The following is a 23,171-nucleotide window of genomic DNA, read 5'->3' on the forward strand; positions in this document are numbered from 1 at the left end:
ATAAGTATTCCTTTAGACTGCTGTAAAGTGAAAATAGGATAGTAGCGTAAAAGGGTTCCTTATAAATAAGGCGAATTATAATGTAAGAAGATAAATGACGCGCTCAATTAAAAAAGGTATAGAAACGAGGGAGACACTGGAAAGCAAAGAAGTGGAAAAGTTTCAAATGGCCGCTGCCGCCTATTGTGATTTTATTGATTCGTGCAGTTCTTTTGATGACAAAGAAACCTTGATCAAATTGCTTAGCATTGTCTCCCGGCTTTATACTGAAGCTTTTGAGTTGCCGGATGTCGAATCGGAAGAAGGGCATTCGGTCGATGTGGACTTTCCCTTGCCGGTAGTCGACTTCAAGAGCCACAACGTGTACAAGGAGATGTTCAACCCTTATCACGATACAACTCCTTTGAATGGTTGTTTGGACGACGATATAACAGGCATCTACAGCGACATTAAAAACGGGCTGGTTTTATATGAGCAAGGAAATGTCAAAGAAGCGGTATGGGAGTGGAAGTTCGGCTTTGAAGTGCATTGGGGAGAGCATGCCACAAGTGCCATCCGGGCCTTGCATTCTATAAACTTCCAATAAGTTCGTTTAAAGTGAAGCAGAATTATAACTCCTTTTAATGGAGTGAAAAGGTTACGAAATATGGAAAGAAGTAAGCGCGAATAAATTGCAGAATAAACAAATTCTTCAATAAACGGGGAGGATACCATGGCGATCTACTATTTTATGATGGAAGCATTACCAAGACCTGATAACCCGGAAAAGGAAGAATTTGAAGGAGCATTCATAAGCTGCTGGGTAGATTCAGCGGATATGACATCAGCCTTAACTGAAGCTTCCAGGTACATCAAAAGTGAAGGATGGAAAATACTGCGGATTGAAGAGCAGTTTATCGCGAACCGGGAGCGGTATGAAGGAGACCCGGAACGTTTGGATTTACTCGACTATTTCGATCAAGCCTTGCAAGACGGAGTTTCTGCGATTTTCCATGTTTGGCCAAAGGCTGAAAAATGACTTTCTAATTTCTTGCCAGCTGGTAATATATCGAAGGGAGGAAGATGCAGAGAGAATGGATTTATTTGGATGAAGAAGAAATAATTGGTCTTATACTTAGCCAGCGAAAGTCACTTTTAATAAAAAGCCTGATGGACACGAAGTCTTGTATTTATATATCAATGAGTAAACTAGGGAGAAAACATGCTCTTTATCAGCATGTTTTCTCCCTTTTTAAATTGCATTCTTTACAATAAGATATCAAACAAAAACGCTTAAGAAAATTGAGCAATTCAAGGCTTATAAGCTTTATATGCCCGCAATGTTCCGAGGATGGTCGAGAATTTCCTAGTTTCCTCAATGGCCGCAAAACCGGTTTCTTTTAACAAAGCCGGAATAATGCCTCTGACATGCGGTGAAGTGGTTTCGAAGCCGTCCAAGAACTGGACAGGGAGAAAGGCAGCGCGCATCCATTCGTTTTGCGGTTTCTCAAAATCAAGGATATGAAATTGGCCGCCTGATTTGAGAACTCGGAGAACTTCCTCAAATGTTTCCTTCTTTTTCTCAAGCGTCAAATGATGAACAAACAAACTTGTGAAGACATGATGAAACTGGTTGGCGGAGAAAGGAAGCTGATCAGAAAAACCTTCCTTAAAGACAATCCCTTTGGCTCGATTTTCTTTCATCTTTTCTTTGGCGATTGCGAGTATTTGTGGGTCAGCATCGATTCCTGTCACTTGGATACCGGAATGGGTTTGCTGAAGTAAAAAGGCGAGTGTCCCAGTGCCACATGCCAAATCCAATATAAGTTCGCCAGAGCGGATGGAGGCTTGGTGGATCAAATGCATTTTCATCTTTTTTTCCTGCAAGCCGGATGCGACCAACGGATCATAGAAGCGGGTCAGCCAGTGGTATTTGAGTGCCGGTATATAAGCTTTTGGATTGTCTTTTTTCATGAAAGGCGCCTCCTCTTATTAAGCTTATTATGTGGCAGCGACTTTGGAACTCGAAGTCTGGGAATTTGCTGAAGATGCAATTCGTTTCTATAAGTCCATGGGGATAAAAAACCAAGTTAGAAAAATGGATATTCAAATTAATTAGATCGCCGAAAGCGCTGAATCCGGCAACCGTTAAAACTGTCCAAACCCAGCTGGAATCCGCAAACGAAATCTACATCCTTGGCGGGAAAGGCGCAATGCCGACCAGCAGCATCAAGCAGCTGTTTGAGTGAGTGATAATCGAAAAGAAAAATAATGAAGCAGGCGTAATGCTGCACTGGCCCCGAATGAAGGACACTCTAAAAGGTTCCTCATCCGGGGTTTTTTGTTTCAGCCCGACTATCCAAATTGAAAAACAAGGGAAGACAAAATGCTGTTCAAAAGAAGCCATCATTGTCCGATCAAAATCATGCTTAGCACGCCGAAAAAGATAAAAGCAGCATAAATGATGAGCGGCACCGTCTGCATCTTCATCCATTCCTCTTTAGATACCATTTCTTGTTCTTCCGCATTGTATAAGAACACACAAAGTTTTATGATGTAAATTAAACTTAAAGCTCCAAAACAGACGAATGCGATTAAACTAAAATTTAATAATGATATTGTGTCCATTTCGATGAACCCCTTATCGCTTTCTAAAATTTAAAAGCGCAGATTAAGTTGTCTCGCCATCAGGGCAATTCCATTAACTACTACTTTCTTTAGAAATGCTAATTTTCCTTCATAAATAGCAACTTTTAAATACAATGCAGCAAGAATTAGAAAAAGGTGACAGTTGAATGAAATATGAAAAAAGCAGAACTGTAATTTCTTTGATCTTTCGATATAAGTAAAAAGTGCTTTCCAGCGGATTAAAAACACCGAAAGAAAGCACTCTTTTTGTCATTTTATTTTAAGGAGTTCAATGTTTCTCTTGACTCATAGCCAGCATATTGGCCTGCTGATTTTCAGGTTTTTAAAAAGCATTTAATGCCATTAAAAAAGCCTGAGAGAAACTTGAATCATCGATTTTAATTAACTGCTTTGACTCTGGATTTGCTGAAGTAATATTTCCGCACCTTCTGGACTTAAGAATATCCCCGGAGCGTATTCCTCGTTTTCTTTTTTCACTTCACCGGTGATCAGACATGCACGATAAGGTTCGTATTTCTTCAGAATAATCTTGTCTTCTTCGATGAATATCTCGACTGCATCCGCTTCGGCTATTTCCAATGACCTTCTTAATTCAATCGGCATAACTATGCGTCCTAACTCGTCTACTTTTCTGACAATTCCTGTACTTTTCATGATCTGCCTCCTGAGAATCCATTTTGTCTTTACATTATTGCTGTTGCTTTTTATTGCGCGTCTTGAGAAGTGTCAAATTTCAAGTGCGCATTGATTAGATTGCACCTATTCAGTTAACTTTCAGTATTACAAAATATACCATAAATAGCAATCTTAAATTTATCACTTCTTTTAATTGCTTTAACTAGCAGGAAGGGTAAAGATTCCTTTTACAACTTGCTGTTATTGGAATTACTTTAAATTAGGACTTGAACAGTTTGAAACAGCAGGAACAGATTCAGGGCGATAATGACAGATGCGATGGACCAGGCCAGGAACTTGGTGATCGAACGGTTCACCAGGCTGCCCATGATTTTCTGATTGCTCGTGAAAATGATCAGGGGAACCAAGGCAAACGGAATGCCGAAAGACAGGATGACTTGGCTTAAAACCAGCGCCGCTGTCGGATTGACCCCCAAGGCGATAATAGCAAGCGGTGGAAGCATCGTGATGGCTCTTCTTACATACAGGGGAATCCGCCGTCTAATATAGCCCTGCATGATAATATCGCCGGTTTTCGTGCCGACAGAAGAACTGGCCAATCCGGATGCCAGCAGCGCAACGCCGAATAAGATGGCAGAGAACGGACCAACGATTTCCCTGAATTGGGTAAAAGCCACATCCAGGTCCTGGACGAGCATGCCACTGCCGAAGAAAAGGGAAGCCGCGACAATCAGCATACTGGCATTAACTGCCCCTGCAATGATCATGGCAATCAACACATCAAAAAACTCGTAGTAGAATATCTTTCTCCGCTCCGTTTCCGTTTTCCCGATTACCCGTTTTTGCGTTAACGCGGAATGCAGATAGATGGCGTGGGGCATAACGGTTGCCCCCAAAATGCCGGCAGCTAACATGACACTATCCACTCCTTGGAATTGAGGCGTGAAAAGCCCTGTGAAAATGGAAGCAGGGTCGGGTTGGGCAAAAAACATCTGCAGCCCGAAAGACAGGACGACAATCAGCACCATACCCGAAATTCCAGCCTCCAGCTGCCTTACCCCTCTTCGCTGCAATTCTAATATAGCAAAAGAGCCTACGGCAGAAATCAGGGCTGCCGGGAACAACGGGATGCCAAACAATAGATATAAGCCCAAGGCAGCTCCGATAAACTCTGCCAGGTCCGTCGCCATGACAACTAATTCGCCTTGGATCCACAGACCGAAAGAAACCGGTTTGGGCAGGTTTTCACGTGATACTTCCGGAAGATTCAATCCGGTAGCGATGCCCAATTTGGCCGATAAGGATTGAATCAGAATGGCCATTAAATTGGATACTAGCACGACCCAAAGCAAGAGATAACCGTATTTCGAGCCAGCCGTGATATTCGTGGCGAAATTACCCGGATCGATGTAGGCGACTCCTGCGATGAAAGCAGGGCCCAGAAAAACCAGTACTTTGTGATGCTGTCTCCGGTAAGCGGTAATTTCCTCAAATGATTTGTACTCCGATTCAACTTTTTTCACATGGAGATCAAGCATGATTTTTTCCTCCTCTCCGAAATTCTGACTCCGCTTTAGTTTCCTTTGGGATAAAAAGTTTCCTTGAGGAAAATATAAAACTTATGCAGCCAAAATGCAACTGGTTTATTCTCAATTTTAAAAATATTATAAGAAGAAATTGCCGCTTAATGGAACAATGGAAGTAACTGCATTGAAGATCATTACGGGTTATCCAGTATGGAAAATCTTTATAGAAAGTTGTTGTTTTTGGTATGGTAAATATTTGAAATTGAAAAATAAGGAACAAATATTGCTTGAATTCGTTCGATAAAGTAGTGGAGTGATTAAGGAGGATGTATGGAAAATTTAGATGTAATTTTAATTATCAAAATGATCGTTATCGGATTAGTTCAAGGTCTAACTGAACCGATACCAGTTTCGTCAAGCGGCCATGTCATGATCGCAAGCGAAATCTTAGGATTAGGCGAACAAGGTTTTACTTTTGCCATATTAACTAATACGGCTTCGCTTCTAGCAATTCTGTATATTTACCGACAGGATATTGCGAGGCTGGCTGTTAACTCCATCCGATACATAAAAACCAAGGATTCGGCCTACAAAAGTGATTTTCGTTTTGTCTGTTACATCATCATTGGTACGATTCCAGCGGGATTGCTGGGTGTCTTGTTAAGTGATTTTATAGCGGAGAGCGTCAGCATGACCACTATTGCATTTATGCTGTTTGTGACCGGGATAGCCCTTTGGCTAATCCGGAATAAGCAAGGTTCCAAAAACGAAAGCACCATGACCGGAAAAGACGCTTTCCTTGTCGGATTAGGGCAAGCGGTTGCGCTAACGCCAGGCATCAGCCGTTCAGGAGCAACCATCATTTCAGCTATTGCCGTTGGCTTGAATCAGGAAACGGCTTTAAGGTTTTCTTTTATGCTTTACATCCCTGTTAGTTTAGGTGGAGTAGTTCTAGGGTTTACGGATTTTTTAGATGAACCCGATAAAGCGGCATTAGCAATTCCGTATACAGCGGCATTCGTTGCCACGCTGTTTATGACTTACTTTGCCTTGCGGTGGTTTATGGGGATTATGAAGAGTGGGAAATTGGTGTATTTTACTTATTATTGTTTCCTTGTGGGGATACTCCTTCTGGTATTCTTTTAAAGTAGTTAACAAAACTAAAAGCGGAAAGAGCACTCATAAAGTGTCCTTTCCGCTTTTTCTCTTAGGCTGTTTTTAGTGTTAACAAATGAAAACCGGCTAGTTTGACTGTCGAAAGTCAGATGCTGCTGTTTGCAAATCTGATTTTGCTTCATCTACGAGTTTGTCGATCATCAAATCTTGTTTCAAATCTTCACGAGTGTAGTCGGCCGTCATTTCAATTTCTGAATCGGAGTCTAATTCAATCGCTCGTACAATAACGAGATTAACCAAGTCCGAGTAAGTATCGTTATCGTTCCAGCCGTGGATTTCCTTTTCCCAAAAAGGCAGTCCGTTTTCAGTGAGTCCATGATTAATTCGATCATCGAGTTCGATGTATTTCCAAAATTTCATCTTAGTACCTGCTTTCCGGTTTTAATTGTTCGTAGCTCTCATTATAAAGCATGAAGAACGTTCAATCTTTCCTGTTTCCAGCTTAATAAAGCCATATTAAGGACAATGCCCATTTCAGCTTTATCTTTCAGTGGAATTAGCCCTAAACAACAAGTATATCATCGCTCACTTAACTTTAAAACATTACAGCCCTTCTTCATTTTCCTGTTCTTGGAATGTGATGTTTTAGTCGGATTAATAAAGGCAATTGTTCAAAAGAAGGATTCTGTTTAAAAAGAGAGGAGTAACATAATGTTTAATTACACTGTAGAAACTTCAAAAAGTAAAGACGAAGCTGTGCGTGCACTGGAAAAGAATTTAATGGAAGAACAGTTCGGCATTTTGTGGAATTTCGATCTGACTGCAAAACTTCAGGAAAAAGGAACGGACTTTGACACACCATTTACTATACTGGAAGTTTGCAATCCGCAGGAAGCGAATCGGGTGCTGTCTGAAGATCTGCTGGTCGGCTATTTTCTCCCTTGCAAAATTGTCGTATATGTTGAAAACGATACAACAAAAATCGGGATGCCCAAACCGAGTGCATTGATTGAAATGATACAGAACGAGTCGATCAAGAAAATCGCAGTGGATATTGAAGAGAGATTAATTGGTTGTATTGATAAATCGGTGTAACAGGATATCCTTTTATTTTTTATATTCCAACAAAAGGAGACAGCTGCCGGCTGTCTCCTTTTAAGTGTGCTTTTTTTGTATCACTTAACTTTAACGAAGCCCTGGCTATTTCCGCTAATATTATTTGTTTGATAATATTCATAAGTATTCTAAAGTGAATTATTGATAATCTTTATGCCTAATAAATAGCATGTTTTTAGCTTTTTTTATTAAAAAACAATCAAAATAAATTCAAAAGAAACAAAATTACTAATAACATTTACTTTGTTATTTTGAATTTATGTTGACAAAGAGGCCCTACATAATTATAGTTTCAATAGTGATATTGAGAATCATTATCAATAGATTTAGTCAGAGAGGAATTAAATGAACATGTATAAACTTAAAGCTCGGCGGACTTTATTTACAGCAGTCATCCTAATTATTTCCATTACGTTAATGGGATGTGCCAATAGTGAAACTGGATCTTCAACGGAAGGAACAGCGAAAGAAGCGAATTCAATCACCTTATCTTGGCCAAGAGACATCGGTTCTATGAATCCACATGTTTATAACCCTTCACAATTGATAGCCCAATCGATGATTTATGAGCCGTTGGTCAGCTATAAGGAAGGGGGAAAGATCCAGCCTCATTTGGCAGAGTCCTGGTCGATTTCAGACAAGGGCCTCGAGTATACGTTTAAGCTGCGTGAAAACGTGAAGTTTACCGATGGAACGCCGCTTAATGCGGCCGCTGTTAAAAAGAACTTTGACGCTGTCATGAAAAACGCAAATTCCCACAGTTGGCTTGGCGTAATCAATGTTTTGGAAAAAACAGAGGCAGTTGATGAACAGACATTTAAAATGGTTTTAAAGGAACCTTATTACCCGGCACTTCAAGACCTGGCTGTAGTGCGCCCTGTCCGGTTCTTGGCGGAATCCGGATTTCCCGAGGATGGAGACACATCCAAAGGCATCGCTAAGCCTGTAGGTACTGGCCCTTGGATGCTTTCAGATTATAAAAAAGACGAGTATGCCGTTTTCACCCGCAATCCGGATTATTGGGGTGAGAGTCCCAAACTGGAAAAAGTTACGATAAAGATAATCCCGGATGCTGAAACGCGGGTCATGGCTTTTGAAAAAGGGGAGCTGGATTTGATTTACGGGGAAGGCCTAATCAGTATGGATTCCTTTAATCAGTTAAAAGAAGCCGGTGAATATCACACTGAACTTTCCGAACCTGTCGGAACAAGAAGCTTGCTGTTGAATACAACAAATGAAAAATTGGCTGATTTGCGGGTGCGTAAAGCGCTGCAGCATGGCTTCAACAAACAGGCAATGGTCGAAGGCATCACATTGGGGCTAGAAGAGAAAGCGGACAACATCTTATCTAAAAATTTCCCGTATACCGATATTGAAGTGGAACCTTTCGAATATGATGCGGAAAAAGCTGCTGCCTATCTTGAAGAAGCGGGATGGAAGCTGCCTTCTGGAAAAGCGGTCCGTGAAAAAGACGGGCAGCCGCTTGAGCTTGAACTGATCTACGACAAAACCGATCCCATTCAAAAAGCGATGGCAGAAACCCTTCAGGCTGAGTGGTCCGCAATCGGAGTCAAGCTGAACATTACGGGCCTGGAATTGACCAGCCAAATCGAGCGGCGGAAAGCTGGCGACTTTGATGTTGATTTTTGGTACAACTACGGAGCGCCTTATGATCCGCATTCGTTTATCAATGTTGTGGCAGAAAAAGGATGGGGCGTTTCAGAAGCCCATTCCCGCTTGCAGATGAAAGCAGAATTGGATCAACAAATCAGTGAAGCGCTTGCGTCTACGGATGAAAAGAAGCGCCAACAACTTTACAGTTCCATTTTAGGGACTTTGCAGGAACAGTCGGTTTTCGTGCCGATTTCCTATATTAAAAAGACCGTCATTTACCAGGATGATGTGAAACAGTTCAATTTCCCGGCAAACCGGGATGAACATCCTTTCAACGAAATTGAAATGAGCCAGTAAATCATACGGAGGACAAGTCATGGCAACCTATATTTCAAAACGGCTCCTTGCTGTCATTCCCATAATTCTTTTTGCGATTTTCCTGATGTTTTCCCTTATACGCCTCTCGCCGGTCGATCCGGCGGAAGCGTATTTAGCGGCAGCCCATATCCATCCGACCGAGGAGGTTCTGGCTGAGAAAAGACAGGAGTTCGGCTTGGATCAACCATTATTGATGCAATATTTCCATACAGTTAAAGAGATTGCTCAACTCGATTTTGGCAACTCTTTTGTAACCAACACACCTGTCTGGCAGGAAGTGGCAGCAAGAATGCCCGCAACGATACAACTTGCCGTCTCCAGCATTCTGCTCGCCATTGCCATCAGCATCCCGCTCGGATTCTTGTCAGCCATATACAAAAACAGCCTGATTGATCATTTTAGCAGGCTGCTTTCTTTTTTAGGCGCATCCATTCCGCAATTTTGGCTGGGCTATCTGCTGATCTTTCTCTTCTCTGTCAAATTGGATTTGTTTCCGGTAGAAGGGAGAGGATCCTGGCAGCATTTTGTACTGCCGAGCATGACATTGTCGCTGGCATTAATTGCGATCTATACCCGCCTGCTCCGGGCGAGTGTGCTGGAAGAACTGGAACAGGTTTATGTTTTATATGCAAGGACACGAGGAATCAAAGAAAGAGCCATTATGGTGAAACACGTATTGAAAATTGCCATTTTGCCTATGATGACAGGTCTTGGCATGAATTTAGGGAAACTGCTGACCGGGACGATCATCGTTGAACAAGTTTTTTCCTGGCCAGGCTTTGGCCGATTTTTTGTAGAAGCGATTTTTAACCGCGACATCCCCGTTATACAATGCTATGTGGTTATGGCCGCTTGCCTATTTATCCTGTGCAACCTTATCGTGGATATTGTGCAATTGTACATGGACCCACGCATTTCGATAAAGGGGAGGATCCCATCTTGATTTCAAGTATTCGAATTGCCGCAAAAAAACAGCCGGCCCTCATCCTATGCTCTGTCATTTTATTGGCCTTTTTTCTGGCCGCTATTTTGGCGCCGTGGATTTCGCCGCATGATCCCATACAAGTGAATTTGGCACTCAAACTGATTCCTCCTTCACTGGATTATCCATTAGGCACCGATCATCTTGGCCGCTGCAATTTGTCGCGCCTTCTCTATGGTTCACGTGTCTCCTTAGGTTTTGCATCGCTGATTTTTATTGCTTCCTTAGGATTCGGGCTGCTGGTCGGAACGGTTGCCGGTTACAGAGGCGGCTTGGTCGATAGCATCCTGATGAGGTTTTGCGAAGGCGTCATGGCGTTTCCAAATCTAGTCCTTGTTCTTGGAATCGTCGGTTTGCTTGGACTCGGGCTATGGCAAGTGGTTTTAGCATTGATGATGGTCCAGTGGGTCTATTATGCCAGAATGATCCGCAATATGATCGTCGGCATGAAACAGCAGAATTTCATACTGGCAGCACGGATCAGCGGGTCTACGACGGGGAAAATCATCCGGCGGCATATGATTCCAAATGTGCTGCCTCCAATTCTGGTTATGGGAACGCTTGAAATGGGATGGGCAATCATGGACATCTCAGCTCTTTCGTTCCTTGGCCTGGGCATCCAGCCTCCGACTCCAGAGTGGGGCGCTATGATCCATGAAGGAAAAGGCTTTATACGAAGCCAGCCTGAATTGATGCTTTATCCGGGCTTGATGATTTTGTTTGTTGTCATTTCATTCAACGTGCTGGGCGAGTCATTATCGGAACGGTTCGGCGTGAAAAAACATTATTGAAAAGGAATGTGGCTGATGGAAAAACATCGCAATGTTTTGCAGGTGAGCGGCTTGAATGTCGCTGTAAAAACGGAGCAAGGCATGCTTTCTCTGGTTCACAATCTCCAATTGGACATGAAACCCGGGAAAGTGCTGGGCCTTGTCGGAGAAAGCGGGAGTGGGAAAACAATCACTTGCCTGGCTCTGCTCCAGTTGTTAAATCAGAAAACATCACAAGTAGAAGGCAGCATCCAATTGAATGGCCGTGAACTCAATGGATTGAAGTCGAAAGAGATGCGGAGCGTTCTTGGAAAAGAGATCGGATACATCATGCAAAATCCGATGAACGCTTTTACGCCTGTATTCACCATCGGCAACCAATTTGTTGAAACCATCCGGAGCCATACAAACCTGACCAAAAAACAGGCAAGCGAATTGGCGGTTTCTTCCCTGGAAGCGATGAATCTGCAAGAACCGGCCAAGATTATGCGGAACTATCCTTTTCAGCTGAGCGGCGGGATGCTCCAGCGCGTCATGATCGCAATTTCGATGTGCCTGCGCCCATCTGTTGTGATTGCCGACGAACCGACAACAGCTCTTGATGTGACCACCCAGATGCAAGTGCTTAAGGAACTGGATCGGCTCCGGACGGAATGCGGCACTTCAATCTTGCTGATTTCACATGACTTAGGGGTGATTTCGGAACTGGCCGACGAAGTGGCCGTGATGCAAAAGGGGCGGATTGTGGAAAAAACCGATGTCTTCCAACTGTTCGATCACCCTCAGCATGTCTATACAAAAAGACTGCTCCAAGTCAGACCTGTTTTGCCAATAAATGAACAGTTGAAAAAACTGGTTATCTAGAATCGGCAGGCAACGAGCGGAAAGGCGGAAGTCTATGAGTTTACTGGAAGTCAAAAGCGTTACACATACCTACGGCCCGACCCGTTCTTTTTGGCGCAAGGAGAGAGAATCACCGGTTCTTTCCGAGGTTTCTCTTACTATCGAAGAAGGGACATGTTTGGGGCTTCTTGGAACAAGTGGAGCAGGCAAGAGCACGTTAGGCAAAGTCATTCTAGGGGTGGAGCAGCCGAAAGAAGGCAAAGTCATTTTCCAAGGCGAAGACATTTATACAATGGATTCCTTTACCCGAAAACGTCTCAGAAGAGATCTTCAAGTGGTCTTTCAGGATAGTTATTCATCCGTGAATCCGCGCATGACGGCGGAAAAGATTATCGGGGAGCCGTTGGAAAACTACGAAAGGCTGTCGGCTTCCGAGATGAAACGGACGATTGCACATTTATTGGATATGGTGGGGCTGGATGCGGGAGATATGAAAAAATACCCCCGGCAGTTCAGCGGAGGGCAATTGCAACGGATCAATATTGCCAGAGCCATTGCTTTAAAGCCGAAATTGATGGTCCTGGATGAATCCGTCAGCAGTCTCGATATGGTGAACCAAACAAATATCCTGAGCTTATTAAATGATCTGAAATCGGCCTATGGCCTTTCTTATCTTTTTATCACCCATGATATCAGAGCTGCCTATTCCATTTCGGATGCTTTAGCAGTCATGGAAAAAGGCAGATTGATCGCAATCAGCCAAGACAAAAATGAAATTTTTTCTTCGGAACAACCTGTTGTAAAGAAGTTGGTGTCTTCTATCCTTTCGGAACATCCACGGAACCGAACGATTTCTTCTGATAAAAGTTTTGTTTGATGCAGAATCAAGCAGCCAAGCTATCATATGCAAAAAGCCGAAGAGCCCACTGGAAAGTGGGCTCTTCGGCTTTTTTTATCCTCGTTATTTTAATTCAATGATGAAGAATCTCTTGAAGTTTCAGTGCCTTGCGGGTCTTTAGACGAGCTGGAAACTTTCTCTTTCACTTGAGTCGTGGCTTCGGTTGCTTTTTCTTTCGCTTGGTTGGCCAAATCTGTTGCTTTTTCTTTTACTTGGCTCAATTTTCCGCTTCCATCACCGCTTGAATTGCTGCTCGCTAATTTTTCTTTGACGGTAACTTGGAGTTCTTTGCCGCTTTTCGGTGCTAAAAGAAGGGCCACTACCGAGCCGATCGCTGCTCCGCTTAAGAGGCCAGCGAAAAACCCGCTGCCTGATTCGCTTTTCGCTGCATCCGGCTGGCCTGGGATTTTCCCAGCGCGCTGCAAACGTTCTTCCACTTCGTCAACAATTTCGTTAACCGTGCTTCCGCTTACTTCCACTAAGGAGCCCTTGAAGCGAAGGTGGTCGTAGCTTTCAGAATTGCGGACGACCAGGACATCGTATTTGGCTGCGTTTGCTTTCTGGTCAAGCATGTCTGCCTGATATCCTCTTTTCCCTAATGCGAGCTGGATGTCTGTAAACGGATGTTCTACTGCGATTCTTGGCATATTATCAAACCTCTTTCTTTATTATCGTTATTCTAGTGTCTTTCCCTATCTAGCCCATTAGTTAAACATATGCGCGATAACTTCTAAGAAAATTTTTGTAAGAAAATAGAATGTATAGATGGGAGAACGATAGAAGAACGCTAGAAAGCAGAGGACATTATCTGGTGGCAGTAATCAAGGATCAAAAAAAGCATCCGTTGTTTTTTGAAATGCAACTGAATTTCATGGAGCTACCATCAAAATAAAGTTCTTCTTCATACAATTAATCCAAGTTAAATAATAAGACTTATAGGATAAATAAAATTTTCACAAATTACGTTGACTTTCTATTGATTTAATATTATGATTATTTTTAATTTAATAATCTTATCCAGAGAAGCCGAGGGACTGGCCCGTTGACGCTTCAGCAACCTCTGACATTTGTCAGAAAGGTGCTAAATCCAGCAAGAATTTTATTCTTGGGAGATAAGAGCGGGATTGTGTACATATACAACCTTCTATTCTCTTTAGCCGAGAAAAGGAGGTTTTTTATTTTGTTCATTGTCCTCAAATTTAAATACGGCAAGTACATATAAAGAAAGGGCAATGGTAAATCCTCACATCAATCATTGTGTTAAAAAGGTTAGTTGAAACACCAAAAACGGTGCACACAAAGGAGCGGATTTTTATGACAAACAAACGGATTTATTTAAATGCATTTGATATGAACTGCGCTGGACATCAATCACCTGGGCTCTGGACGCACCCCGAAGATCAATCGCATAAATATAAAGACAGCGAGTATTGGATCGAATTGGCGAAGCTATTGGAAAAAGGAAAGTTCGATGCCATCTTTATCGCGGATGTCCTCGGTACATATGATGTCTATAATGGCTCCAGAGATGCCGCCGTCCGGCAAGGGGCGCAGTCTCCTGTCAACGATCCGCTGCTGGTCGTGCCACTTATGTCGGCAGTCACGAAACATTTGGGGTTCGGTGTTACTGCTTCCGTTACTCATGAACATCCATACACTTTTGCCCGCCGGATTTCTACGCTGGATCATTTAACTAAAGGCCGCATCGGCTGGAACATTGTGACTTCTTATCTCAAGAGCGCGGCTGTCAATATCGGGTTAGACGACCAGATCAAGCATGACGAGCGGTATGACATTGCCGAGGAGTATTTGGAAGTGTGCTATAAATTATGGGAATCCAGTTGGGAAGAAGATGCCGTGCTGCTGGATAAAGTAAATGGCATTTATACAGATCCTGAAAAAGTGCATGATATCCAGCATGAAGGGAAATACTATAAAGTGCCCGGTGCCCATTTAACGGAACCTTCCAGACAGCGGACACCTGTCCTTTACCAGGCAGGCGCTTCTAAAAAAGGTGTGGCTTTTGCCGGAAAACATGCTGAATGTGTCTTCATTGGCCCACCGAATGTTGAACTGGCCAAAAAAACGGTAGATAAAATACATGCGGAAGTTGAGAGTTCCGGGCGGAAGAAGGACGATGTGAAGATTCTTGCTTTGCTGACACCTATTGTCGGCAAAACTGAAGAAGAGGCAATCGAAAAATACAATGACTATAAGAAGCATATCAGCCATGAAGGGGCTCTTGCCTTGTTCGGAGGGTGGACTGGCATTGATTTGTCCGGCTATGCACCAGACCAGCCGCTTGAATACATTGAAAATGATGCCATCCAGTCCGCTTTGGAAAACTTCACCAAAATCCTGCCTGGCAGAAAACCGACGGTCAATGACATTAAAGAATATGTCGGCATTGGTGGACTTGGGCCATTCACTGTCGGATCTCCAGAGCAGGTTGCCGATACGCTTGAAAAATGGGTAAATGAAACAGGCATCGATGGCTTCAATATTGCTTACGCCATCACCCCTGGAACTTTTGAAGATTTCATTGAACTCGTTGTGCCGATTCTTCAAGAGCGGGGACTTGTGCAAAAAGAATACGAAGGAAATTCTTTGCGTGATGCTTTATTTGGAGAAGGCGCTCATTTATCGCCTGCTCATCCTGGAAAGCAATATGCGCGAGTGCCAGTAACGGCAAACAATTAAAAATTACTCGATCAGTAGGGAGGAGAAGTGCTTAAAAAAGCACTGGTAGTGACCCCTTAAAGTTAGAGTTTCAGTTATGCAGCTAATTGGCTGGCATGAATTCGGTAGTTCACCGGGCTCATGCCGGCCAATTTTTGCTTGATGCGTTCATGGTTGTAGTAATGGACGTACCGTTCAATTTTCAGTTTCAGTTCTTCGAAGGGGACCAATTCTTCTCCGTAATACATCTCTTGTTTAAGCAGGCCGAAGAAGTTCTCCATGGCCGCGTTGTCGGCACACGTCGCCTTTCGGGACATGCTTTGGAAAATCCGGTTCTCTTTCAATGTCTTCGCCCAGTATCGGTGCTGGTAATGCCAACCTTGATCGGAATGGATGGTGGTCCGATACCTGGCTTGTTCTCCGATGACTGGCAGGGCATTCCGTAACGATTCCATGACGAAGTCGAGGGTTGGGCGTTTCGCCATACTCACGCCAATGATTTCCCCGTTGTAGAGATCCATCAGCGGACTCAAATACAGCTTTTCTTCTCCTGCACATTTGAATTCCGTCACGTCCGTCACGATTTTTTGCAAGGCATGCGTGGTGTGGAACCGGCGGTTCAACCGGTTTTTGGCGATGGTGCCTACTTGCCCCTTATAGGAACGATAGCGCGATTTCCGAATGAACTTTACGCAAGTGAGGTTCAATTCGCCCATGATGCGCTGGACTTTCTTGTGGTTGATGACGTACCCTTGCGCCTTTAATTCCAGAGAGATCCTGCGATACCCGTAACGGCCGTCGTGTTTTTCGAAGAGCGCCAGAATCAACGTTTTCCATTCCAGATCCGGATCTTCCAACCCAAATCGCTGGCGGTGGTAATGATACGTCGCTTCTGGCAGATCGACGATCTCCAGCACATCCGTTAATCGGAATCCTTCTTTTTGGAGTTCGAATGCCAGCGCTGCTTGTGCTTTTCGAGGTAGGCATCCGGATTCTCCTGGAAAGCGTTCAACTTTTTTAAATAAGCGACTTCCAAACGGAGAAGCTCATTCTCGCGTTCAAGTTGTTCTTCACGGGACATCGTCCCAGCCGGTTTTGCCGGTTTCTTTTTCGAATTTTTCGCCATGGGTGGCCGTCCTTTCTTTCTCAGGCCTCCTGCCCCTTCCGCCAAAAATGTCTGTTTCCATTTCACAATAAGCGTCGGGTTGTGCATCTTGAATTCAATCGCTGCGTCCTGGTAGGAAGCGCCTGTTTGTTTCATAAAGTGTAATACATCCAATTTGAATTGAACAGAATACACCTTGTTTTTTTGCCTGTTCCGCAATCCTTCTTTTCCGAATGCCTGGAAAGCCCGCACCCAGCGTGCTATTTGCCCGTGGCTGGATATCCCGTATTTTCGGGCTAAGCGTGGATAACCCAACGGGCCAGCCAAATACTCGTTGACCAGCTTCAGTTTAAATTCTTCGCTATATTTCATCATAGAAAAACACCCCAAAAGTTAGATTTTTAACTCTAACTTTTGGGGTGCAGTACCACTTCTTCTCTCCTTTTTTGATTGCAAACGACTATTAAACAAGCTAACAGGAAATTATTTCAAGTTAATGAAACCATCTTTCTTTTCCCATCGTATATAAGCATACAATGAATAGTTCCCGTGCAATCCCTATGAAGGAGGAGATGGTTTTGAAACGATTTCTATATTATTTCGCCTGGACAATAGTTCTGGGATTTGTATTGTATTTTGGCATGCAGCTTCAAGAGCAGTTGAATGAGATGGCGCAACAAACATTTGAGCCAGCTGCGCTGAGAGTGTTTATTGCACTTTTCCCTGTAGCATTGGGGTTGCTGCTGCGTACTCCGAAATTTCTTCTTGAAGCGAAAGAGAACAAGTCTCGAAAGTTCGACTGGCCCATTTTTGCTGCAATCGGTTTGCCATCACTTTTTCTGGTATTGATGTCTTTTTTGCCTTTCATGCCGTTCATAATAGGATGGATTGCCATTCCGGAAATCATCTTAATAGGCGGAACGACTGTACCGACAGTTGCTGGACTGGTTTTTGGTTACGTATTGCTGGATAGTTTTAATAACAGAACTATGAAAGAAGCGACAAGAACTTGAGGGAAGGCTGATGTCGGCCTGGACACCGTCTTCTCTTTGGTTGGGGATTTTTAATGATTGAACCTAATTTGATTCATTTGCCGTCTATGGGGTGTTCCGGAAAGGACGGGTGTTAAGTCGGTGCAGAGAGGTTTTGAGGCCAAGACATCCAATGATGAACAGATGAAAAACATCACGGAGAGTCATGGAGGAAGTTTTCGTCAGTTTTCACCAGAAATCCAGCCAGTCTGAACACCGATCTTCCTTAAAAACCTACCTTTCCAAACCTACCATCCATAAATGCCAAGTACCACCAAAAAAACATCAATCTCCTAAACTGCTTTGAAAATACCATCAAAACCAGAATTAGAAGAGCAAAAAAGCTATTGAGAGATAAGGTCGGCCCAAGAGAATGTGAGGATTACAAGATGAACAAATTTAAACAAAAATTGGACAAGTTTATCGGGAATTACCCTCTCTTCAAGGAACCAATAAAAAGAAAATTTTTAATGGAGATGAAAAAAGAGAATAAGGCATCTGGTGGAAAAGGGATCGGACCATTCAAATATGCGGCTATGTTGGTGTTGCTCATGGCAGTTGGAACGTTGTTCTCCTTGCTCGCTTTGAACGAAAATATTTCGGTTCCTTCCACCTCCACACAGGAAAATCCGGTTCTTACAGACGCTGGAACGGAGGCGATTATTCAGCTATTTACAGAGTATGAAGAACCACTAGAAGTATTCGACTTTAAATACGATTCAATGGACAGAGGAAATCATGATTATACAGAATATCCATTATTGATTGACCCTCAACCCTACACGGAAAAAGAGATTGCCAGAGGAGATGTCATCGTCTATGAAGCGGAATTTTTTAATGGGATGCAGCGAACTGTGGGGAGAGTGATTGGTTTGCCGGGGGAAACGGTAGAAATCATCAATGGCCAAATCTATATCAACGGCCGGAAATTGGACACTTTTTATGGCCGTGCACATCGAGTAGGTATAAGCTCAAACGCTGAATACAATAAGGTACTGATAGAAAATGGAGCAACTCAAAATATTGATTCGATGAAGGAAATTTTTTCACAAACTACAAGAGAATTCCAGTTGGCTGAAGACGAAATCTTTGTTGTTGGAGACGATTGGTTTCGAGGCAATCAGCATAGATTGCCTACTTCTGAAATTCAAGATGAAGTGCTAGGATATTATCAAGGCAGCTAATAAACACTGGGACCAAGTCCAACGCTGCTTTTTTCAAGCTAAGAGTCTTGGGAAAGCCGGATAAAAAAGAGCAGGGAAGTTAATCCCCTGCTCTTGGAATTGCTTGTTTAGGTGTTTTCCAGAAATACGTTAAAGCGATGCCGATTGCCAGTACGACAGTCGCAAAATAGAAAGGGTAGTTAAGGTCGATATCAAACAGAATGCCTCCGGCAATTGGCCCGATAATGTTGCCGATGCTCGTAAACATCGAATTCATTCCGCCGACAAATCCTTGTTCATTACCGGCAATCCTTGAAAGATAAGTGGTCACTGCCGGCCGCATCAAGTCGAATCCAACAAAGACCACCATCGTTACCAATAAGATGGCCCAGTAACTCGTCACATAAGTTAACAAAAGGACAAGCAGCGTGGAAACGATCAAGCTGTAGCGGATCAGCCGGATTTCACCCCACCAGCGCGTGAAACGGTCAAAAAAGCCGACTTGTACAATGACGCCTACAACGGCTCCAAGTGAAATGACAATTGCGATATCCTGTGGTGAAAAGCCAAATTTATGGTCCACAAACAAAGCGAAAAACGATTCAAAAGAAGCGAGGCCGAAAGAAGAAATTAAGATCACCATAAACGCGACAAAATAAAGTGGAGACAAAATACGTCCAAATCCGGTTTTCTGTTCTCCATATAAATGCTGTACCTCGTTTTGGCGTTCCGGTTCTTTCAATAGCAGGAGCGATAACAGCATCGCAAACAGCCCGAAGCCAGCCGCAAAAAAGAAGGGAAGCCGCGTACCGATTTCTGCAAGGAAACCGCCAATGCCAGGCCCGATGATAAAACCGGTCGAAATAGCTGCAGACATATAGCCGAGCGCTTTCGGCCGTGTTTTGAGCGTCGTGATGTCCGCAATATAGGCAGTAACAGCCGGCATGATAAAAGCGGCACTGACGCCTCCTAAAACACGCGATATGAACAGCACTTCAACCGTTTGTCCAAGCCCGAATAACAGCTCGGAAACACTAAAGACAAATAGCCCCAGAATGATTAAAGGTTTTCGGCCGTATTTGTCAACTGCCCGTCCGGCCAGCGGAGAGACAATCAGTTGTGCCAGCGCAAATGCCGAGACCATATAGCCGACCACTGTTCCCGAGATATTCAATTCGTTCATAATCGTTGGGGTTACGGGGATGACTAGTCCAATTCCCAGAAAAGCGATAAATAAATTTAACAGCAAGATAAATAAAACCAATTTGTAATTCTTCATAATATGAACCTCGTTTGCAGTTTTTAAACAGTAAAAATACTACTCATTTTTATAATGCTTTATTATCGTACTAGGCCGCGCCAAAAAATCGGCCACACCGCTTCAAAGCGTTTCCGGTACGCGGCCGTGCCGCTATAAACCAACTCCGTGATCGTTCCTTCGATGACCGTGATAAATGCCAGGGCGCAGCTGGAAAAATCATCGGAATAGAGGATTTTTTCCCGGCGCTCGCGTTCCCTAAAAACCCGTGTTAAATGCCGATGCATTTGATCGAACAAGGGATTGATCATTTCAGCTATTTCTTTCTCAAGTCGAGCGGGTGGGAAGTACATAGTTCTAAGGATAAACTTCATATGCTCATTGCCTTCCAAATCCTTGATAAACCACTCGAAATAGCCAAGCAATAAAACCTCCAGCGGCTCATTTTTCATGTCAGTGAAATAAGTGGCCAAATGGCGCCTTTCGCTTTTCAATGCATATTCCATTGCAGAAAAGAACAAATCGTCCTTGCCGGAATAATGAGCGTAAATTGAAGGTTTCTTAATGCCCACGGATTCCGCTATTTTTCCAAGAGAAGCTCCTTCATAGCCTTCATTCGCAAAATGGCTGAGAGCAGCCTGCAATATTTCTTTTTTCATTTTTCACCTTCCTAACGGTCGTTAGTCTAATATTGCATAAAAGATTTTAAAGGTCAATTGTTTCAAATGTCATTCAGACTGTAGACAAAGTCAAAGGCTGATGAATATGGTTGAATAAAACCAACCGGGCCGGCCACTTCGCTTTCCGTGGGCTCGGCTTCAGCCTCCTCGTCACTTAGAAAACCCGGTGCTCTTGCATCGCTGCGCTAGCTTCGTCGCAAACGAATCGTGCAAGCACAATTCGCTTCCTGCGGGGTCTTCAGCTCGAGTCGCTTCGCTGCTCCCACAGGAGTCTTCGTGCCCGGCCCGGTTGGGCTTCACTTTTGAATCAAGGCGATGGTTTCAAAACACTTCTTCAACTGCAGCAATTGCTCCTGGAGGACGCTTGGGACTCTAGCCTGTTCCAGGATCCGGAGCGCCAGCCGGCGACTCCTGCGGGACAGCGAAGTGCCGAAATCCACTCGGGCATTAGCCCGAGTTAGTTCGGCGCGAGCCCGCGGAAAGCGTCCGGCTGGCGCGCAGGATCCGGCATCGCGCCAATAAAAGAGGGATGTTTATTCCGTTAGCGTGATAAATATACTTTTGTCTACAAGCTCGTCAGTTATTAAGTTATTGATTTTTTGAAGTGCTTAGCCGAAAAACAAAATTGATGGGACAAGAACAGGCCGTGACATGACAGTAAATTAAAAGAATTGCATCAGAATAGACAGCTTTTTCAATTAAAAGAGAAATGTTCGACGGATTTCCTTTATAATGGAAGTACGACTGGATTAACTGAAGAATGACTATTGAGATTTGGAGGGGTGCATCATGAAAAATTTAAAATACCTGGATTTGCTGGCTCAAAAATACGACAGTGAAGAAAAAGTGGCCACTGAAATCATCAATCTTGAAGCCATTCTGGATCTGCCTAAAGGCACGGAACATTTTGTGAGTGATTTGCACGGCGAGTACCAAGCTTTTCAGCATGTGCTGCGGAATGGTTCAGGGAATGTAAAAGTGAAAATCAGAGACCTTTTTGAAGATGTGTTGGATGAAAAAGAATTGAACGGGTTTGCGACATTGGTCTATTATCCCGAAGAGAAAATCAAACTGATCAAAAGCCATTTCAGTACCAAACAGGAATTGCATGACTGGTACATAGAAATGATCGAGTGCATGTTGAAGCTGGTTGCTTATGCGTCTTCGAAATACACCCGTTCGAAGCTGCGCAAAGCTTTGCCGAAACAATTTGTGTACATCATTGAAGAGCTGCTGTACAAGACAGATGAGTTCAAAAACAAGAAAGAGTATTATGCAAAAATGGTCGAGCAAATCATTGCACTCGGCCAAGCCGATAAACTGATTATCGGTCTGGCTTATACCACGCAGCGTTTGGTTGTCGACCATCTCCACGTTGTGGGCGATATTTATGACCGTGGGCCCGATCCGCATAAAATCGTCGATACGCTCATCGATTATCATTCAGTTGATATTCAATGGGGGAATCACGATGTCTTGTGGTTAGGGGCTTTCGCCGGATCAAAGGTTTGCCTGGCGAATATCATCCGGATCTGTGCGCGATACAACAACCTGGATATCATTGAAGATGTGTATGGCATCAATCTGCGGCCGCTGCTGAACCTGGCAGAGAAATACTATGACGACAACCCTGCTTTTCATCCAAAACGGATTTCTGGAGAACAACTTACAGAGCAAGAACAGATGCAAATCACCAAAATCCATCAGGCCATTTCAATCATTCAATTCAAACTGGAAAGCCCGATCATCAAACGGCGGCCTTGTTTTGACATGACGGACCGGCTCTTGCTTGAGAAAGTCAATTATGGCAAAAACGAAGCCACCCTTTATGGCATAAACTATAAACTGGAAAACACTTGCTTTGCGACAATCAATCCAGAGCAGCCGGATGAACTGTTGGAAGAAGAACAGCAAGTAATGGATAAATTGCTGTTCTCTTTCCAGCATTCGGAAAAACTCGCCAGACATATGAATTTCATCATGAAAAAAGGCAGCCTTTATTTGAAGTATAATGGCAACTTGCTGATACACGGCTGCATTCCACTGGATGAAAACGGTGATATGGAAAAAATGGAAATCGAGGGCAAAGAGTATGCAGGACGTGAGCTGCTGGATGTCTTTGAGCGCTATCTCCGATATTCCTTTGCCCGTCCAGAAGAAACGGATGACTTTGCGACCGATATGGTCTGGTACCTATGGACCGGTGAAAAATCATCGCTTTTTGGGAAAAGGGAAATGACTACGTTCGAACGCTATTTTATTAAAGAAAAAGAAACGCATAAGGAAAGAAAGAACCCTTATTATTATTTGCGCGAAGACGAGGAAATGTGCCGCAAGATGCTCGCAGAATTTGATTTGAATCCGGACCATGGCCGCATTATCAATGGCCACACGCCGGTAAAAGAAATTGACGGGGAAAATCCAATCAAAGCAAACGGCAAGATGCTGGTTATTGACGGTGGATTTTCGAAGGCTTACCAATCGACCACGGGGATTGCAGGGTATACACTCTTATACAATTCCTACGGCATGCAGCTGGTCGCCCATCAGCTTTTCAATTCAAAAGATGAAGTATTAAGCAATGAAACCGATGTATTGTCTGTAAAAAGACTGGTCGATGAAGAATTGGAACGAAAAAAGGTCAGAGAGACCAATATCGGTGAGGAGTTAATACAAGAAATTAACAACTTAAATAATTTGCGGGAATACCGATATATGAACTGATATCCTCACAAAATAACAAAAAGC

22 protein-coding genes, 1 pseudogene and 1 riboswitch are annotated in these 23,171 nt (G+C 43.5%); of the genes and pseudogenes, 13 read left to right on the forward strand and 10 right to left on the reverse strand.

The features are described from left to right. Positions 1–151 precede the first annotated feature (151 nt). Positions 152–586 (forward strand): DUF5063 domain-containing protein, encoded by a 435-nt coding sequence (locus QWY16_RS09685; RefSeq protein WP_300993152.1) that lies wholly within the window; start codon positions 152–154, stop codon positions 584–586. Between the two features lie 126 nt (positions 587–712). After that, on the forward strand, positions 713–1,018 hold the full coding sequence (locus QWY16_RS09690) for a hypothetical protein (protein ID WP_300993154.1): 306 nt from the start codon (positions 713–715) through the stop codon (positions 1,016–1,018). Between the two features lie 272 nt (positions 1,019–1,290). On the opposite strand, the gene QWY16_RS09695 is transcribed toward QWY16_RS09690, so the two are convergent. From QWY16_RS09695 to QWY16_RS09710, 4 genes are all read right to left on the reverse strand, one after another. Continuing rightward, the gene (locus QWY16_RS09695) at positions 1,291–1,953 is read right to left on the reverse strand and encodes a class I SAM-dependent methyltransferase (RefSeq protein ID WP_300993156.1); all 663 of its coding nucleotides are present in this window, start codon (positions 1,951–1,953) and stop codon (positions 1,291–1,293) included. 432 nt (positions 1,954–2,385) lie between these two features. Continuing rightward, positions 2,386–2,607 (reverse strand): hypothetical protein, encoded by a 222-nt coding sequence (locus tag QWY16_RS09700; protein WP_300993158.1) that lies wholly within the window; start codon positions 2,605–2,607, stop codon positions 2,386–2,388. Between the two features lie 402 nt (positions 2,608–3,009). Further along, the gene (locus QWY16_RS09705; protein ID WP_300993160.1) at positions 3,010–3,282 is read right to left on the reverse strand and encodes an AbrB/MazE/SpoVT family DNA-binding domain-containing protein; all 273 of its coding nucleotides are present in this window, start codon (positions 3,280–3,282) and stop codon (positions 3,010–3,012) included. 236 nt (positions 3,283–3,518) lie between these two features. Next, a complete protein-coding gene (locus QWY16_RS09710) occupies positions 3,519–4,802 on the reverse strand; it encodes an Nramp family divalent metal transporter (protein WP_300993162.1) in 1,284 nt (427 codons plus the stop codon). A 318-nt stretch (positions 4,803–5,120) separates the two neighbouring features. Here QWY16_RS09710 and QWY16_RS09715 point away from each other — a divergent pair, with 318 nt between their 5' ends. After that, a complete protein-coding gene (locus QWY16_RS09715; RefSeq protein ID WP_300993163.1) occupies positions 5,121–5,936 on the forward strand; it encodes an undecaprenyl-diphosphate phosphatase in 816 nt (271 codons plus the stop codon). A 96-nt stretch (positions 5,937–6,032) separates the two neighbouring features. Here the strand turns inward: QWY16_RS09715 and QWY16_RS09720 are convergent, their stop codons facing one another. After that, positions 6,033–6,326 carry a hypothetical protein gene (locus QWY16_RS09720; RefSeq protein ID WP_300993165.1) on the reverse strand — a complete coding sequence of 98 codons (294 nt, stop codon included), beginning with the start codon at positions 6,324–6,326 and terminating at the stop codon, positions 6,033–6,035. Positions 6,327–6,617: 291 nt separating this feature from the next. On the opposite strand from QWY16_RS09720, the gene QWY16_RS09725 reads away from it, so the two are divergent. From QWY16_RS09725 to nikE, 6 genes are all read left to right on the forward strand, one after another. Next, positions 6,618–7,001: a DUF302 domain-containing protein gene (locus tag QWY16_RS09725; protein ID WP_300993167.1), complete on the forward strand. Its 384-nt coding sequence runs from the start codon at positions 6,618–6,620 to the stop codon at positions 6,999–7,001. A 372-nt stretch (positions 7,002–7,373) separates the two neighbouring features. After that, positions 7,374–8,993, forward strand: a complete 1,620-nt coding sequence (gene nikA, locus QWY16_RS09730; protein ID WP_300993380.1) for a nickel ABC transporter substrate-binding protein — start codon at positions 7,374–7,376, stop codon at positions 8,991–8,993. A gap of 19 nt (positions 8,994–9,012) precedes the next feature. After that, on the forward strand, positions 9,013–9,957 hold the full coding sequence (gene nikB / locus QWY16_RS09735; RefSeq protein ID WP_300993169.1) for a nickel ABC transporter permease subunit NikB: 945 nt from the start codon (positions 9,013–9,015) through the stop codon (positions 9,955–9,957). Further along, complete coding sequence (nikC, locus tag QWY16_RS09740) at positions 9,954–10,787, forward strand: nickel ABC transporter permease subunit NikC (protein ID WP_300993171.1); 834 nt, start codon at positions 9,954–9,956, stop codon at positions 10,785–10,787. The genes nikB and nikC overlap by 4 nt, the downstream gene beginning before the upstream one ends. Positions 10,788–10,802: 15 nt before the next feature. Then, positions 10,803–11,630, forward strand: a complete 828-nt coding sequence (nikD, locus tag QWY16_RS09745) for a nickel import ATP-binding protein NikD (RefSeq protein ID WP_300993173.1) — start codon at positions 10,803–10,805, stop codon at positions 11,628–11,630. A gap of 34 nt (positions 11,631–11,664) precedes the next feature. Next, positions 11,665–12,486 carry a nickel import ATP-binding protein NikE gene (gene nikE, locus QWY16_RS09750; protein WP_300993175.1) on the forward strand — a complete coding sequence of 274 codons (822 nt, stop codon included), beginning with the start codon at positions 11,665–11,667 and terminating at the stop codon, positions 12,484–12,486. A gap of 89 nt (positions 12,487–12,575) precedes the next feature. Here the strand turns inward: nikE and QWY16_RS09755 are convergent, their stop codons facing one another. After that, a complete protein-coding gene (locus QWY16_RS09755) occupies positions 12,576–13,154 on the reverse strand; it encodes a YkuS family protein (protein WP_300993177.1) in 579 nt (192 codons plus the stop codon). A gap of 363 nt (positions 13,155–13,517) precedes the next feature. After that, positions 13,518–13,626: riboswitch (SAM riboswitch) on the forward strand. Positions 13,627–13,821: 195 nt separating this feature from the next. On the opposite strand from QWY16_RS09755, the gene QWY16_RS09760 reads away from it, so the two are divergent. Further along, positions 13,822–15,207 (forward strand): LLM class flavin-dependent oxidoreductase, encoded by a 1,386-nt coding sequence (locus QWY16_RS09760; protein WP_300993178.1) that lies wholly within the window; start codon positions 13,822–13,824, stop codon positions 15,205–15,207. Between the two features lie 74 nt (positions 15,208–15,281). Here the strand turns inward: QWY16_RS09760 and QWY16_RS09765 are convergent. Both QWY16_RS09765 and QWY16_RS09770 read right to left on the reverse strand, forming a co-directional pair. Next, positions 15,282–16,148: pseudogene (locus tag QWY16_RS09765) on the reverse strand (IS3 family transposase); the annotation flags it as partial. Beyond that, the gene (locus QWY16_RS09770) at positions 16,109–16,666 is read right to left on the reverse strand and encodes a helix-turn-helix domain-containing protein (RefSeq protein ID WP_300989257.1); all 558 of its coding nucleotides are present in this window, start codon (positions 16,664–16,666) and stop codon (positions 16,109–16,111) included. The pseudogene QWY16_RS09765 and the gene QWY16_RS09770, both read right to left, overlap by 40 nt. A gap of 203 nt (positions 16,667–16,869) precedes the next feature. Between QWY16_RS09770 and QWY16_RS09775 the strand changes: the two genes are divergently transcribed. Together QWY16_RS09775 and QWY16_RS09780 are read left to right on the forward strand one after the other, a co-directional pair. Then, on the forward strand, positions 16,870–17,304 hold the full coding sequence (locus QWY16_RS09775) for a hypothetical protein (protein WP_300993180.1): 435 nt from the start codon (positions 16,870–16,872) through the stop codon (positions 17,302–17,304). A gap of 407 nt (positions 17,305–17,711) precedes the next feature. Further along, a complete protein-coding gene (locus tag QWY16_RS09780) occupies positions 17,712–18,506 on the forward strand; it encodes a S26 family signal peptidase (protein WP_300993182.1) in 795 nt (264 codons plus the stop codon). Between the two features lie 79 nt (positions 18,507–18,585). Here QWY16_RS09780 and QWY16_RS09785 read toward each other — a convergent pair whose 3' ends face one another. Then, the gene (locus QWY16_RS09785; protein ID WP_300993184.1) at positions 18,586–19,764 is read right to left on the reverse strand and encodes an MFS transporter; all 1,179 of its coding nucleotides are present in this window, start codon (positions 19,762–19,764) and stop codon (positions 18,586–18,588) included. Between the two features lie 62 nt (positions 19,765–19,826). Then, a complete protein-coding gene (locus QWY16_RS09790; RefSeq protein WP_300993186.1) occupies positions 19,827–20,402 on the reverse strand; it encodes a TetR/AcrR family transcriptional regulator in 576 nt (191 codons plus the stop codon). Positions 20,403–21,212: 810 nt separating this feature from the next. On the opposite strand from QWY16_RS09790, the gene QWY16_RS09795 reads away from it, so the two are divergent. Continuing rightward, positions 21,213–23,147, forward strand: a complete 1,935-nt coding sequence (locus QWY16_RS09795; protein WP_300993188.1) for a fructose-1,6-bisphosphatase — start codon at positions 21,213–21,215, stop codon at positions 23,145–23,147. Positions 23,148–23,171 lie beyond the last annotated feature (24 nt).

The organism is Planococcus shenhongbingii, assembly GCF_030413635.1.
In the GTDB taxonomy this organism is placed as follows: Bacteria; Bacillota; Bacilli; order Bacillales_A; family Planococcaceae; genus Planococcus; species Planococcus shenhongbingii.

Excerpts from the sequence above, each read along its gene's own strand:
- QWY16_RS09690 (WP_300993154.1), top strand. The coding sequence starts at position 713 with ATGGCGATCTACTATTTTATGATGGAAGCATTACCAAGACCTGATAAC.
- QWY16_RS09695 (WP_300993156.1), bottom strand. The coding sequence starts at position 1,953 with ATGAAAAAAGACAATCCAAAAGCTTATATACCGGCACTCAAATACCAC.
- QWY16_RS09700 (WP_300993158.1), bottom strand. The coding sequence starts at position 2,607 with ATGGACACAATATCATTATTAAATTTTAGTTTAATCGCATTCGTCTGT.
- QWY16_RS09705 (WP_300993160.1), bottom strand. The coding sequence starts at position 3,282 with ATGAAAAGTACAGGAATTGTCAGAAAAGTAGACGAGTTAGGACGCATA.
- QWY16_RS09710 (WP_300993162.1), bottom strand. The coding sequence starts at position 4,802 with ATGCTTGATCTCCATGTGAAAAAAGTTGAATCGGAGTACAAATCATTT.
- QWY16_RS09715 (WP_300993163.1), top strand. The coding sequence starts at position 5,121 with ATGGAAAATTTAGATGTAATTTTAATTATCAAAATGATCGTTATCGGA.
- QWY16_RS09720 (WP_300993165.1), bottom strand. The coding sequence starts at position 6,326 with ATGAAATTTTGGAAATACATCGAACTCGATGATCGAATTAATCATGGA.
- QWY16_RS09725 (WP_300993167.1), top strand. The coding sequence starts at position 6,618 with ATGTTTAATTACACTGTAGAAACTTCAAAAAGTAAAGACGAAGCTGTG.
- nikA (WP_300993380.1), top strand. The coding sequence starts at position 7,374 with ATGTATAAACTTAAAGCTCGGCGGACTTTATTTACAGCAGTCATCCTA.
- nikB (WP_300993169.1), top strand. The coding sequence starts at position 9,013 with ATGGCAACCTATATTTCAAAACGGCTCCTTGCTGTCATTCCCATAATT.
- nikD (WP_300993173.1), top strand. The coding sequence starts at position 10,803 with ATGGAAAAACATCGCAATGTTTTGCAGGTGAGCGGCTTGAATGTCGCT.
- nikE (WP_300993175.1), top strand. The coding sequence starts at position 11,665 with ATGAGTTTACTGGAAGTCAAAAGCGTTACACATACCTACGGCCCGACC.
- QWY16_RS09755 (WP_300993177.1), bottom strand. The coding sequence starts at position 13,154 with ATGCCAAGAATCGCAGTAGAACATCCGTTTACAGACATCCAGCTCGCA.
- QWY16_RS09760 (WP_300993178.1), top strand. The coding sequence starts at position 13,822 with ATGACAAACAAACGGATTTATTTAAATGCATTTGATATGAACTGCGCT.
- QWY16_RS09770 (WP_300989257.1), bottom strand. The coding sequence starts at position 16,666 with ATGATGAAATATAGCGAAGAATTTAAACTGAAGCTGGTCAACGAGTAT.
- QWY16_RS09780 (WP_300993182.1), top strand. The coding sequence starts at position 17,712 with ATGAACAAATTTAAACAAAAATTGGACAAGTTTATCGGGAATTACCCT.
- QWY16_RS09785 (WP_300993184.1), bottom strand. The coding sequence starts at position 19,764 with ATGAAGAATTACAAATTGGTTTTATTTATCTTGCTGTTAAATTTATTT.
- QWY16_RS09790 (WP_300993186.1), bottom strand. The coding sequence starts at position 20,402 with ATGAAAAAAGAAATATTGCAGGCTGCTCTCAGCCATTTTGCGAATGAA.
- QWY16_RS09795 (WP_300993188.1), top strand. The coding sequence starts at position 21,213 with ATGAAAAATTTAAAATACCTGGATTTGCTGGCTCAAAAATACGACAGT.